At 54.5% G+C, this 12,282-nt stretch carries 12 protein-coding genes; 8 read left to right on the forward strand and 4 right to left on the reverse strand.

Features of this window, described 5'->3' with window-relative positions:
• The first annotated feature begins 166 nt into the window (after positions 1-166).
• Both fsa and F5984_RS18985 read left to right on the forward strand, forming a co-directional pair.
• On the forward strand, positions 167-826 hold the full coding sequence (fsa, locus tag F5984_RS18980; protein WP_019986922.1) for a fructose-6-phosphate aldolase: 660 nt from the start codon (positions 167-169) through the stop codon (positions 824-826).
• Between the two features lie 106 nt (positions 827-932).
• Positions 933-1,625: a cell division ATP-binding protein FtsE gene (locus tag F5984_RS18985; RefSeq protein WP_152125807.1), complete on the forward strand. Its 693-nt coding sequence runs from the start codon at positions 933-935 to the stop codon at positions 1,623-1,625.
• A gap of 93 nt (positions 1,626-1,718) precedes the next feature.
• Here F5984_RS18985 and porX read toward each other — a convergent pair whose 3' ends face one another.
• From porX to kdsB, 3 genes are all read right to left on the reverse strand, one after another.
• Positions 1,719-3,287 (reverse strand): T9SS response regulator signal transducer PorX, encoded by a 1,569-nt coding sequence (gene porX, locus F5984_RS18990; RefSeq protein WP_152125808.1) that lies wholly within the window; start codon positions 3,285-3,287, stop codon positions 1,719-1,721.
• A gap of 142 nt (positions 3,288-3,429) precedes the next feature.
• Complete coding sequence (locus tag F5984_RS18995) at positions 3,430-4,275, reverse strand: glutamate--tRNA ligase family protein (RefSeq protein ID WP_152125809.1); 846 nt, start codon at positions 4,273-4,275, stop codon at positions 3,430-3,432.
• Positions 4,276-4,402: 127 nt separating this feature from the next.
• Entirely contained in the window at positions 4,403-5,146 is a 744-nt protein-coding gene (gene kdsB / locus F5984_RS19000; protein ID WP_185155571.1) for a 3-deoxy-manno-octulosonate cytidylyltransferase, read from the reverse strand.
• Between the two features lie 122 nt (positions 5,147-5,268).
• Here kdsB and F5984_RS19005 point away from each other — a divergent pair, with 122 nt between their 5' ends.
• The 4 genes from F5984_RS19005 (at position 5,269) to F5984_RS19020 (ending at position 8,550) form a co-directional block, all read left to right on the forward strand.
• On the forward strand, positions 5,269-6,351 hold the full coding sequence (locus tag F5984_RS19005; RefSeq protein WP_152125811.1) for a septal ring lytic transglycosylase RlpA family protein: 1,083 nt from the start codon (positions 5,269-5,271) through the stop codon (positions 6,349-6,351).
• Between the two features lie 121 nt (positions 6,352-6,472).
• Complete coding sequence (locus F5984_RS19010; protein WP_152125812.1) at positions 6,473-6,685, forward strand: hypothetical protein; 213 nt, start codon at positions 6,473-6,475, stop codon at positions 6,683-6,685.
• Positions 6,682-7,470 carry a TIGR02757 family protein gene (locus F5984_RS19015; RefSeq protein ID WP_152125813.1) on the forward strand — a complete coding sequence of 263 codons (789 nt, stop codon included), beginning with the start codon at positions 6,682-6,684 and terminating at the stop codon, positions 7,468-7,470. Before F5984_RS19010 ends, F5984_RS19015 begins: the two co-directional genes overlap by 4 nt.
• An 87-nt stretch (positions 7,471-7,557) precedes the next feature.
• On the forward strand, positions 7,558-8,550 hold the full coding sequence (locus F5984_RS19020) for an aldose 1-epimerase (protein WP_152125814.1): 993 nt from the start codon (positions 7,558-7,560) through the stop codon (positions 8,548-8,550).
• A gap of 59 nt (positions 8,551-8,609) precedes the next feature.
• On the opposite strand, the gene F5984_RS19025 is transcribed toward F5984_RS19020, so the two are convergent.
• Positions 8,610-9,440 carry a M48 family metallopeptidase gene (locus F5984_RS19025; protein ID WP_152125815.1) on the reverse strand — a complete coding sequence of 277 codons (831 nt, stop codon included), beginning with the start codon at positions 9,438-9,440 and terminating at the stop codon, positions 8,610-8,612.
• 166 nt (positions 9,441-9,606) lie between these two features.
• Here F5984_RS19025 and F5984_RS19030 point away from each other — a divergent pair, with 166 nt between their 5' ends.
• Positions 9,607-10,218, forward strand: a complete 612-nt coding sequence (locus F5984_RS19030; RefSeq protein ID WP_152125816.1) for a fumarylacetoacetate hydrolase family protein — start codon at positions 9,607-9,609, stop codon at positions 10,216-10,218.
• A 12-nt stretch (positions 10,219-10,230) separates the two neighbouring features.
• Complete coding sequence (locus F5984_RS19035) at positions 10,231-12,261, forward strand: M23 family metallopeptidase (protein WP_152125817.1); 2,031 nt, start codon at positions 10,231-10,233, stop codon at positions 12,259-12,261.
• Positions 12,262-12,282 lie beyond the last annotated feature (21 nt).

Below are 12,282 nucleotides of genomic sequence, written 5' to 3' on the forward strand. Positions count from 1 at the left end.
CTGAGCCTGCCTGTCCTGGTAGAAGAGGGGTGATTTTAGTCCATTCCTGCTCGGTGATCTCATAGCGTCTCATGCCACAAAGATCGTAGGATTGGGTAAGTTTATCCTAATTGTCCACACACTCTAAGCACATTCCTTTATTTTTGTACAAAATCAGACTGACTCTATGAAATTTTTCATCGATACGGCAAATCTGGCCGAAATTCGTGAAGCGCAGGACATGGGTATCCTCGACGGTGTAACCACCAATCCGTCGCTCATGGCCAAAGAAGGTATCACCGGCAAAGACAATGTACTGCGTCACTACAAGCAAATTTGCGATATTGTAGAGGGCGACGTAAGCGCCGAAGTTATTGCGACAACGTTTGACGAAATGATTCGCGAAGGCGAAGAATTGGCCGAACTCGACGAGAATATCGTGGTGAAAGTGCCGATGATCAAAGACGGCGTTAAAGCGATTAAGTACTTCTCCGAAAAAGGAATCCGCACCAACTGTACGCTTGTTTTCTCGGCTGGTCAGGCATTGCTGGCGGCCAAAGCCGGGGCTTCGTACGTATCGCCGTTCGTGGGTCGGCTCGACGATATTTCAACTGATGGCATCGCGCTGATCGAGCAAATTGTGGGTATCTACCGCAATTACGGCTACACCACTGAGGTGTTGGCGGCTTCGGTACGGCACCCGATGCACCTGATTCAGTGCGCCGAAATTGGTGCCGACGTGATGACGGGCCCGTTGAGCGTCATCAAAGCCCTGCTCAACCACCCTCTTACCGATATTGGCCTCGCCAAGTTTCTGGAAGACAACAAGAAGGCAGCAAACAAATAAGTTTTCGGTTTACGGTTTATAGTTTACAGTTAATGCTGATGGCAACGTGATTCCCGTTAGATACTGTGAACTATAAACCGTAAACTGTAAACCGTAAACTTTCTCTATGTTCAGCACCGAACCCGTTCTGATGCTCGAAAGAGCCGACATTTTTCAGGATACGAAGCTGATTCTGGGCGACATTAGTTTCTCGATTCAGAAAGGCGAATTCGTGTATCTGATCGGCCGGACAGGCAGTGGAAAAACCTCCCTGCTTAAAACGCTCTACGCCGACCTGAAACTACAGAGCGGACAGGGGAACGTAGCCGGTACACCCCTACACCGGATCGACAAGAAGCAGATTCCGTTTCTGCGCCGGAAAATCGGTATCGTGTTTCAGGATTTTCAGCTTTTCTTCGACCGCAATGTGGAAGAAAACCTGCGCTTTGTGCTGAAAGCAACGGGCTGGACCGACAAGAAAAAAATGACCGACCGTATTTCGGAGGTACTCATGCAGGTGGGGCTGGGAACAGCACAGCGTAAAATGCCTCATCAGCTCTCAGGGGGAGAGCAGCAACGGGTGGTCATTGCCCGCGCCATGCTCAACGAGCCACAGATTCTGATTGCCGACGAGCCGACGGGTAACCTCGACCCGGCCGTTTCGGACCAGATCATGCAGGTATTCCGGGCCATCAACAACGCCGGAACCGCTATTCTGATGGCTACCCACAATTACGAGCTCCTTACCCGCTACCCCGCCCGCACCCTGCGTGTTGGCGAGGGGAATGTAGAAGAAGTCCCCCCCGGAACCCGGTTTTGAGGTAAACGGACTGATGTAAAAATGGAGAAAGCGGAAGAGACAGGTGTGGCGCCTGTCTCTTCCGCTTTCTCCATTTTATGTTTTCGCAGTGCTTTACTTAGCCTGTAAATACACAAACGGCACCACCATTTCTTCCAGCGAAACGCCCCCGTGCTGGAACGTATCGCGGTAGTAGTTCACGTAGTAGTTGTAGTTATTCGGGTACGCGAAGAAGTAATCTTCCATGGTAAAGACGTAGGCCGTCGATACGTTGGGCTTCGGCAGGAATAACCGCTCCGGCTTACGGGCCACAAACAGGTGGTTATCATCGAAGCCGAGGTTTTTGCCCTGCTTGTACCGCAGGTTGGTATTGGTTTCGCGATACCCCACAATCTTGGCCGGTTTCTGCACCCGAATCATCCCGTGGTCGGTAGTTACAATCAGGCGACCGCCTTTATCGGCAATCTTGCGCAACAACTCAAGCAAAGGTGAGTGCTGAATCCACGACCGGGTGATGGATCGGTACGCGGCCTCGTCGGGGGCCAGTTCCTTAATCATGGCCATGTCGGTACGGGCATGGCTAAGCATGTCCACAAAGTTGTAGACAATCACGTTCAGCGGATTCTGCATCAGGTTGCTCACGTTATCAACGAGTGCCTTGCCCTGGTTAATATTCAGAATCTTGTTGTACGACATCTTCACGTTCAGGCGGCTCTTATCGAGCTGCCGACGTAGAAACTCCTCTTCGTGGTTATTGAGGCCCTCCTCGTCGTTATCATCATTGACCCACAGGTCGGGGTGTTGCTTCTCCATTTCGCTCGGCATCATACCCGAAAAAATGGCGTTGCGGGCAAAGGCCGTAGTAGTGGGGAGAATCGAATAATACGATGACTCTTCTTCGACTGTAAAATAATCCGTCAGAATCGGCTCAATTACTTTCCATTGATCGTACCGCAGGTTGTCGATAAGCAGAAAGAAGAGCGGTTTAGTCGACGACGTGTCAGCTTCTACAAGCGGGAACACCTTTTTCCGCATCAGTTGATGCGACATGAGCGGCTTATCGATTTTGGGGTCGTTGAGCCAGTCTTCGTAATTCTCTTCAATGAATTTACAGAAATTCGAGTTGGCTTCGCTTTTCTGCATATTGAGCACCTCGCCCATGCTTTTGTCCTGAGCACCATCGAGTTCTAGCTCCCAGAAAATAAGCTTTTTATAGATTTCAGCCCATTCTTCGTGTCCGATGCGGTCGTTGTACTGCATCGAAATGTTCCGAAAATCCTGCTGATAACCGATGTTGGTCCGCTCGGTCACAAGCCGCTTATTGTCGAGGTTCTTTTTGAGCGACAACAACAACTGATTCGGGTTGATAGGCTTGATAAGGTAATCGGCAATCTTCGACCCGATGGCCTCCTCCATGATGTGCTCTTCCTCGCTCTTGGTAATCATTACCACGGGCATATTGGGCCGCATCTGTTTGATTTGAGCAAGCGTTTCGAGGCCGGTCATGCCGGGCATCATTTCGTCGAGTAAAACCAGATCATACTTCTCCTGTTCCACCTGCTCCAGCGCATCGGCCCCGCTATTTACGGGCGTCACTGTGTAGCCCTTGTTTTTGAGAAACATGATGTGTGGCTTGAGCAGATCGATTTCGTCGTCGGCCCAAAGGATGGAATATTGCTGCATAACTGTATGGTTTCGTAGTCAAATAGCCCCATGACGGGGGCTGGTTCATGAGTAAGAACGACCGACCCGGCCGGTTCTTGCTTAACCTACTAACGGAAGGGAGTGTTTAGGCATCCCATCCGCCGGGTCTATTTAAGGTTTTTTATGAGTTGACACCCGGCTCCAAACGCGCCCAAACTGACGCACAAACCTCCTGTAAATCAGTAAGTGACCCCACATTTTCGGCAGAAAATCCAAGCAACCGGGCGGCAGTTTGGTACACCAAAACAGGTCCCCTACCCGACTCACGCAGGGCCCGGAGCGAGGTACTCCCCGCCGATTTTGCTAGTTTTTGGCCACTCGAATCGGTCAGTAACGGGTGGTGCCAGATGGTCGTTCGGGCGAATCGGTCGTCGTTGAGTAGCGTTGCCAGAAACAACTGAATAGCGGTCGACTCGCGGAGGTCTTCGCCCCGAACGATGTGGGTAACGCCGAAATGGCAATCGTCGGTGAGCGATGCTACCTGATAGGCCGGGATGCCATCGCGCCGACGTACGACAAAATCTGAAAAGGGCAGGCCGTCGGGTACCCGCACGCGCCAGGGCACACCGGGTGTACGGAGCGACAAATTTTGCGCCCGCATAAGTCGGGTAGCCTCGGCCTCACCCAGACTGCGAATTTGCTGACGCGAGAAGTCAGACGCGTACACCACGCCCCGCCGAACCAGCCGGGTCAACAGTTGGTGGTACAACGGCAGACGGTGCCGCTGCGACCAATGCCGCTCAAAATCGTCGGGACCGGTGGGGCCTACGTCGTAACGTAAACCAAGCCAGTCGAGGGTAAAAAACACATCGTCGACGTATTCGGGGCGCTTTCGGTCGGCATCCAGGTCGTCAATGCGCAACAGAATAGGGGCCGCCAACGCCTGTGCCCAGAGATACGTCAAGACAAAATTGACGCCATTGCCAATATGTAAAAATCCGGAAGGCGTAGGTGCGTAACGGAACATTTTTAGTGGGCAGTAGCAGTGGGCAGTAGGCAGTAGGCAGTAATGCGTGGCAGTGGGCAGTGGCAGTAAGCAGTAATGAGTGGACAGTACTCTTGCGTCAGCTACTGCTTACTGCCACTGCCTACTGCTACTGCTTACTGCCACTCATTACTGCCACTTGAATATCCTCCGGCGTGTCAATACCATAACTCTCCAGTTCGGTGGTGACCACCCGGATTCGGTAGCCGTTTTCGAGCCATCGGAGTTGTTCCAGGGCTTCGGCCCGCTCAAGTGCCGAGGGCGTCAGTTGGGTAATCTGCGCCAGCACGTCGGTACGGTACGCGTACAGACCAATGTGTTTGTAGTACGTATGATGCCGTAGCCACTCCTCGGTGGTACGGTCGCGCTGATACGGAATCGGCTGGCGGCTGAAATACAGGGCCTCACCCGTCTGACTCACTACCACCTTGGGCGAATTGGGGTTAAAAAGCGTGTGGGCATCGGTGATGGCCTTCACCAACGTCGCCAGTTCGGTGGTGCCGTCGAGTACCGATGTCAGCAGCTCAATCTGTTGGGGCTGAATAAACGGCTCATCGCCCTGAATATTCACCACATAATCGAACGATTCCCCCAGCGCCGTGAGGGCCTCCTGACACCGGTCGGTGCCACTCTGGTGGTGCGTACTGGTCATAACCACTTCACCCCCAAAATCGGCCACGTGCGCCCGGATGCGTTCGTCATCGGTAGCGACCACCACCCGGCTCAGTGAAGCCGTCTGACGGGCCTGCTCCACGACCCGCTGAATCATACTTTTACCGTTAATATCGGCCAACGCCTTCGCCGGAAAACGTGTAGATGCGTAGCGGGCCGGAATGAGTCCGAGAATCTTCATGGCTGTAAACATACGGAATTGTACGGGCTGATTGGATTTGAAATAACCCCCGGAAACCATAATTTTACGCAAGGACATGCCCAATGGGGTACGTCTACGCGCTTTTTGAACGTTACTTACCCATGAAATCCCTACTTGCCTTTGCAACCCTGGGTTTGCTGTTGCCCGGTGGAATTCAGGCAGCTTCACTCTCTGATTTCCCCCTCCGCCCCACCACTCCCACTACCATCGACTCGATTGGCGTTGAGAAGCGCGACGGCAAGCGATTTTTGCTGCACCGGGTTAATCAGGGGCAAACACTATACGCGATTGCCCGCCGGTACAACACCTCCGTAGATGTGATTAAATCGGCTAATCCCGACATGAAAGATGCGCTCCAATACAACCAGGTGGTGCGTATTCCCTTGCCCGAACTGAGCCGACGCGAAGAGCGAGCGGCCGAACGGGCGGCCCGACGTGAAGAAAAAGCGGCCCGTAAAACCGACAAAGACAACGAGCAACTGATGAAGCCAACCGAACCGGTGGCCAAATCAGAAACCAAAACGGCAAAACCCGAAACCAAAGAAACCGAGACACGCAAAGCGGCCGATACCCACGTGGTGGAACCGGGCCAAACGCTTTACAGCCTCGCCGTTAAGTATCAGGTACTTATGGCAGACCTGCGTCGGTGGAACAACCTGACCTCCGATAATATTCAGTTGGGCCAAACCCTGATTGTGTCGGAAAAAGGGTTTGCCGCCCGCAACGCCAGTCGGCCGGCAAACGCCGAGGTGGCTAAAACCGAACCGGCTGCCAAAGCCCCCGAGCCAAAGGCCGAAGCGCCCAAGAAAGAGTTAGCCAAGGCCGAGTCGAAACCAGAAGCCCCCACCCGCCCGGCCGAGGAGCGCCCCATCCGACCCGGTGAGTCGGGCAACAACCTGCCCGCTAAGGGCCGCCGAATGGCCGAAATCGGGATGGCAGAGCGCATCGACTCCGACGATTCGTCGAACAAATACCTCGCCCTGCACCGCACTGCGCCCATTGGCTCACTGGTGCAGGTTCGCAACGACATCAGCAACCAAAGCCTGTGGGTGAAAGTAATTGGTCGGCTGCCTAACACGGGTGTCAATGAGCGGGTGCTGATCAAGTTATCGTCAAAAGCCTTTTCGAAACTTTCGCCCAACAATCAGAGTTTTCGGGCTGAGGTGAGTTATATGGTGCCTTAAAAAAGTTTATAGTTTACGGTTTTTGGTTTATCGTTTATGGGTGGAAGTGGGGCGAGAATCTCGCCTAGGTCTGAGTTAACCACCAAAAACCATGAACTAAAAACTATAAACCCAACGAACGATGAATTCAAAAGAAGAGCGTATTGCCCGGCGGCACCGGTTGCGCGATGAGCGGATGAAAGCCACGCCGGGTTATAAAGTATTCAGCGTTATGTTTACGATTGGCTACCCGTTTGTAGCCGTGTTTACAACCGTGTTTTCCGGGATTCTGGCCTTCTTTTCGGCCATTTCGCGCGGAGTAGCCTGGATTGTCAGCGGAGGAAAAAGCCGATGAGCCCCGACATTATCGATTTGTTGAACGTCAAGGCCGATCAGTACAATCGGCCTTCTTTTATTGCCAAAGACCCCGTCAGTATTCCCCATCGGTTTCGGTTGCAGCAAGACATTGAGATCATGGGCTTCTGGGCGGCTATTCTGGCCTGGGGTCAACGGCCGGTGATTCTGAAAAAAGCCGCCCAACTCATTGACCTGATGGACGGCGCTCCGTACGACTTTGTGCGCAACTACGACGAGCGCGATCTGGCGCGGTTTGCGGCTTTCAAACACCGCACGTTTAACTTCACCGACACCGCGTATTTTCTGTCGTTTTTCCAGACCTACTACCAACAGCATGAGTCGCTCGAAGATGCGTTTCTACCGCCCGGTGGAGCAACCGACGACACCACGGTCCGGCGGCATCTCGAACACTTCCACGACCGGTTTTGCAGCCTGCCCCATTTCAGTCCGCGCACCCGCAAGCATATTGCCACACCGGCCCGCAACTCATCGTGCAAACGGCTGCTGATGTTTCTGCGCTGGATGGTCCGGCGCGACCATAACGGGGTCGACTTTGGGATTTGGACTCGTATTCGCCCCGATCAGCTTGTAATCCCGATTGATGTACACGTAGACCGCGTTGCCCACCTGCTTGGTCTCCTCCCCCAACGAGGCACCGGCACGGCTTCGCCCGACTGGAACACGGCCGTTGCCCTCACCGAAACCCTGCGCCAACTCGACCCGGCCGATCCGGTTCGGTACGATTTTGCCCTCTTTGGGCTGGGCGTCGAAGGCGAAATGTAGGTCTGAACGGTAAAAAACATAAACAACCCGGCTTACTTTTGGGTAGCCTTTGTACATCCTCTGTACCGATTTTACCGCCGATCTGATATGCTATTTTCTATCGACGCTCAGCCTTTTGGCGTTTTACCCACTGCCGAAACAAGTGAGCCCATCCTCGAATACTTCGTCAAATACACCGAAACAGGCGAAGGCTTTTCCATACTGCCGGCTTATGGCGGCATTCTGCGGCAACTGGTTTTGGGGCCCAAATCGCTGCTCATCAATGTGCTGCGCGCCCCCGACTCGCCACAGGCCCTCTTTACCGACGAAACCTACGCGAGTGCGTTGCTGTACCCGTTCCCGAGCCGGATTCGGCACGGCATTTACCGGTTTGAGGGCGAAGAGTACGCCCTCCCCATGAACGAGACCGCCCGCGACAATGCCATTCATGGGTTGGTACACCCCCAACCGTTTGAAGTGATCGGGCAGGACATATCCGACGAGAAAGCCCAACTGACGGTACGCTACACTAACGCCGAACCAATCAAAGGGTATCCGTTTCCGTTTTCACTAACCGTTTCGTACATTCTGACCCCGCCCCCGGCCGATCAGCCTAACCAGTCGTGCACATTGACTCTCGATTTTTCGGCGCTCAACACCGGAGATACGCGCTGCCCGGCTTCGTTCGGGTGGCACCCGTATTTTAGTCTGAACGGTGAAGAAACCGATGCGCTGACCATCGACATGCCCGTGAGCGAACTGATTCACCTCGACGAGAACCTGTTACCGACCGGCCGATCACCGTTTGAGGGTCAGGGCATTCTGGCCCTGCGCGACCGGAATCTGGACAATGCGTTCCGGGTACTATCGAAGCCTGAGGGTGTTACTACGGTGTTGCATTCGCCCCGGCAGCAACTGTCCCTGCACGTTTGGCAAGACGCGGCTTTTCCGTATCTTGTGGTGTACACACCCGGCCGACGCGACCATATTGCCATTGAACCACTGACAGCCAATGTCAACGCCTTCAACAACAACGAGGGGCTTTCGGTACTCGAACCGGGCGACGCCCTCCAGGGGCAGATTAAAGTTTGGGTTGGGTAATCCGAGCGGACAAAAAACCGGGCAAGCGAGGCCGCTTGCCCGGTTTTTTGTTCAGTGCTCTACCGGCGGGCCGTTTGGCGATAGTACTTCATAGCATCGGGGATTTGATTCTGAATATCCCGAATCCGGCGAGAGTCAGATGGGTGCGTCGACAAAAACTCAGGGGGTTTCTGACCGCTACCGGCGCGGGCCATTCGAGTCCAGAACCCAACCGCTTCATTGGGGTTATAGCCCGCCATCGCCATAAAAATCAGACCTAGTTTATCGGCCTCCAGCTCCTGTTTCCGGCTGTGCGGCAACGCCCGTCCCACCTGATAGGCAATCGGTAGCACGGCCCCAGCCGCCTGTAATAACATAGCACTCGTTTGTTGCGGTCGCGACTGGGCCACGGCCCCCAGAGCCAACTGACCGCCCTGTAACAGGTTACTGGCAATCAGGCTCTCGCTCATGCGCTCATTACCATGTTCGGCAATGGCGTGCGAAATCTCGTGCCCCATCACGGTAGCCACTCCGGCTTCGTTTTGGGTATAAGGCAAAATGCCCGTGTAAAAGGCCACCTTTCCGCCGGGCATACACCAGGCGTTTACCTGCGGACTCTGAATAAGGGTAAACTCCCACTGAAACCCTTCGAGCCGGTCGGCAAAATTGTTGGCCCGCAGGTAACTTTCCATAGCGGTACGCAGCCGGTTGCCCACACGCTGAATCATCTGGGCATCGTTGCCGGAGCGGATTACCCGGCTGGTATCCAGTACCCCCCGGTAATTACTGAAGCTGAGTGGAAGGAGTTCGCTATTCGGAACCAGCAGGAGTTGCTTACGGCCCGAAAGGGGTACGCGCTGGCAACCAATCGCCAGGGCGAGGGCCAACGTCATCATCATTACTTTTTTCATCGTTCGTGTCTGGTTGAGTAAATCCCTATGGTACAAAAGCAGTCCAGAACCCCGATTTGTTCAGCTTTTTTAGAATGAGGTTCGGTCGGCCCATAGATACTCCTTAGATTTGTGACGCATCTAAACGTTTAAGAGGCTGGCCTATCGGCCACTGCCCAGGTCGAGTATGAAAATTATCTGCGTGGGGCGTAACTACGCCGAACACATTCGGGAGCTGAACAATGAGCAACCCGATGATCCTGTGATTTTTCTGAAGCCCGAAACGGCCGTTCCCCTGAAAAACGAGCCCTTTTTCTACCCCGACTTCTCCAACGACGTACACCACGAGGTTGAGATTCTGGTAAAGATCAACCGGGTTGGCAAAAACATTGACGCCAAGTTTGCCCATAAATACTACGATGAAATCGGGATCGGGATTGACTTCACGGCCCGCGATGTGCAGAGCAAACTGAAAGCCAAAGGGCTGCCCTGGGAACTGGCCAAAGCCTTCAACGGCTCGGCTCCAATCTCGCCGTTTGTTCCTAAAACCGACTTTGCCGACCTGAACAACATTAATTTCCGGCTCGACATAAACGGCGAAACCCGGCAGCAGGGCAACACCAGTCTGATGTTGTTCAAGATTGATTACCTCATCTCGTTTGTGTCGCGGTATTTTCTGCTTCAGAAAGGCGACATTCTGTTTACGGGGACGCCCAAAGGCGTAGGTCCGGTTCAGGTAGGCGATACCCTCACGGCCTATATTGAAGACCGTAAGCTCCTTGAAATTGGGGTGAAATAAGCTCGTACTGTTTTGAAGAATCGAATTGCCCTTTTCTTTTTGTCGATTGCCAGCCTTGGTACAGGTCTTCTGGCTTCTGGTCAGACACCCAAACCAGCCCCGAATGGGCGACCACCTGTCCGACAGGTAGTTGTGCCCGGTTATTTTATGTTTCCGATACAGCCGGGGGGGCAAAACTCGCTCTCCGGCGGCATGGGCGACCTCCGGGCCAATCACTTCCATGCCGGTCTTGACATCCGCACGGGCGGCCGCGAGGGCCTACCCGTGTACGCTGCTGCCGACGGGTACGTGTCGCGCATTGCCGTGTTTACGGGTGGGTACGGCAACGTTATTTTTCTGAAGCACCCCAACGGGATGACCACCGTGTACGGGCACCTCAAAACACTCAACGACACCCTCGGCACCTACCTCCGCACCGAACAATACCGCAAACAAACGTTTGAGATTGACCTGCGCCCGGCACCGGGACAGTATCCGGTTCGGAAAGGCGACATCATTGCCCTGTCGGGGAATACTGGCGGTTCGGGGGGGCCGCACCTGCACTTCGAGATTCGCGACGAACGCGACAACCTCATCAACCCACTGCTGTATAACTTCCGCGAACTACGCGACGAAGTCCCCCCCTATTTCGAACGCATTGCCCTGCGCACGCTGACCCCCGGCTCAAGGCTCAACGGCGAGTACGCGCGGCAAAGTTTTGCACCGGTTCGGCGGGCCGATGGTTCGTATGGCCTGAATCAATCTATCACGGCTGCGGGCCTGATTGGCCTCGAAATTCTCGCCTACGACAAAACAACAGGCTCACCCTACCGCAATGGTATCAACTGCGTGGAGGTGAAGCTCGACGGGCGCGAGATGTTTACGTATAACATGGACTCGTTTCCGCACGAAGAAACCCGCTTCATCAACGTCCACATGGACTATGAAACCGAGCGGCTCTTCGGGCAACGGTATCACCGGTGTTACGTAGCCGACGGCAATCAGCTGTCTTTGTACCATACCGATCAGCCCCATATTCAGGCCCGGCGCGGTCGGTTGCCGCTCATGGATGGCAAGCCCCACGACGTAACCGTAACCCTATTCGATTCGTACCAGAACTCGGCGGTATTGCGCTTTACGGTACAACCCGATTCGTCGGCTAGCAACCTCCCCCTGCGCCTGAAGCCTTCCAACCAGGCCGAAGCAGCCACGATTACTACGGACCAAAACGTACTTAAGCTGGCCATTCGGAACCTACCCGACTCCCTGCCACCAGCCGCCCGTTTGTTTGAAGGTAAGAACGTAACCGAACAGCCAGCCAGCTACGTACACAACAACGCGGCTGTATACCTGATCGACCTCAACACGCACCTGCCTGAGGCCGTTATGGTCGGGGCCGGACGCGTGGCAACTAACCTCAAGAAACGGGTAACCCCCGGCCGTGACGAGACCTATGAAGACGGCACCGTGAGCCTGAATTTTGGCGCTAAAACCCTGTTCGACACACTCTATCTGGCTGTGCGGTCGTTGCCCGGCGGAGGATTGGAGATTAACCAGAACACGATTCCGCTCAACGAGCCGCTGGGCGTGGTCTGGAATACAGCCGGTGTGGCCGATACAGCCCGCACTAAGGCGTACCTCGTTGATAAAGTGGGCCGTGAACGGTACGTGGGCGGGAGCTGGCAAAAAAACAAGCTATCATTCAAAACCCGGGAGTTGGGACGGTTTCAGCTGCTCACCGACGCTACGCCCCCGCAGGCACAGCTTCTGTCGCTGCAACCCAACGGTATCTCGGCCCGCATTACCGACGACCGGTCGGGCATCCGGTCGTTCCGGGCGATGGTCGACGGGCAGTGGCTGCTGATGCAGTACGACTACAAACGAGCCCTGCTATGGTCGGATAAGCTAAACGCCCAGGAACCTTTCCCCGACGGGGCCGAAGTACTCCTCGAAGTGACCGACAACGCGGGTAACGTCACCTCCGTACAAGGCGTGGTGTCGGTTCCGAAACCGAAGGCCAAGCCTAAAGCCAAGCCAACCGCCCGTAAAAAACGCCGACGTTAACCCCAACTTGTAAACAAAACC

Origin of the sequence: Rudanella paleaurantiibacter (assembly GCF_009184635.1) — a bacterium.
GTDB lineage: Bacteria > Bacteroidota > Bacteroidia > Cytophagales > Spirosomataceae > Rudanella > Rudanella paleaurantiibacter.

What these genes read in the sequence shown, in the direction of transcription:
- fsa (WP_019986922.1), top strand. Translation starts at nt 167, where the DNA reads ATGAAATTTTTCATCGATACGGCAAATCTGGCCGAAATTCGTGAAGCG.
- F5984_RS18985 (WP_152125807.1), top strand. Translation starts at nt 933, where the DNA reads ATGTTCAGCACCGAACCCGTTCTGATGCTCGAAAGAGCCGACATTTTT.
- porX (WP_152125808.1), bottom strand. Translation starts at nt 3,287, where the DNA reads ATGCAGCAATATTCCATCCTTTGGGCCGACGACGAAATCGATCTGCTC.
- F5984_RS18995 (WP_152125809.1), bottom strand. Translation starts at nt 4,275, where the DNA reads ATGTTCCGTTACGCACCTACGCCTTCCGGATTTTTACATATTGGCAAT.
- kdsB (WP_185155571.1), bottom strand. Translation starts at nt 5,146, where the DNA reads ATGAAGATTCTCGGACTCATTCCGGCCCGCTACGCATCTACACGTTTT.
- F5984_RS19005 (WP_152125811.1), top strand. Translation starts at nt 5,269, where the DNA reads ATGAAATCCCTACTTGCCTTTGCAACCCTGGGTTTGCTGTTGCCCGGT.
- F5984_RS19010 (WP_152125812.1), top strand. Translation starts at nt 6,473, where the DNA reads ATGAATTCAAAAGAAGAGCGTATTGCCCGGCGGCACCGGTTGCGCGAT.
- F5984_RS19015 (WP_152125813.1), top strand. Translation starts at nt 6,682, where the DNA reads ATGAGCCCCGACATTATCGATTTGTTGAACGTCAAGGCCGATCAGTAC.
- F5984_RS19020 (WP_152125814.1), top strand. Translation starts at nt 7,558, where the DNA reads ATGCTATTTTCTATCGACGCTCAGCCTTTTGGCGTTTTACCCACTGCC.
- F5984_RS19025 (WP_152125815.1), bottom strand. Translation starts at nt 9,440, where the DNA reads ATGAAAAAAGTAATGATGATGACGTTGGCCCTCGCCCTGGCGATTGGT.
- F5984_RS19030 (WP_152125816.1), top strand. Translation starts at nt 9,607, where the DNA reads ATGAAAATTATCTGCGTGGGGCGTAACTACGCCGAACACATTCGGGAG.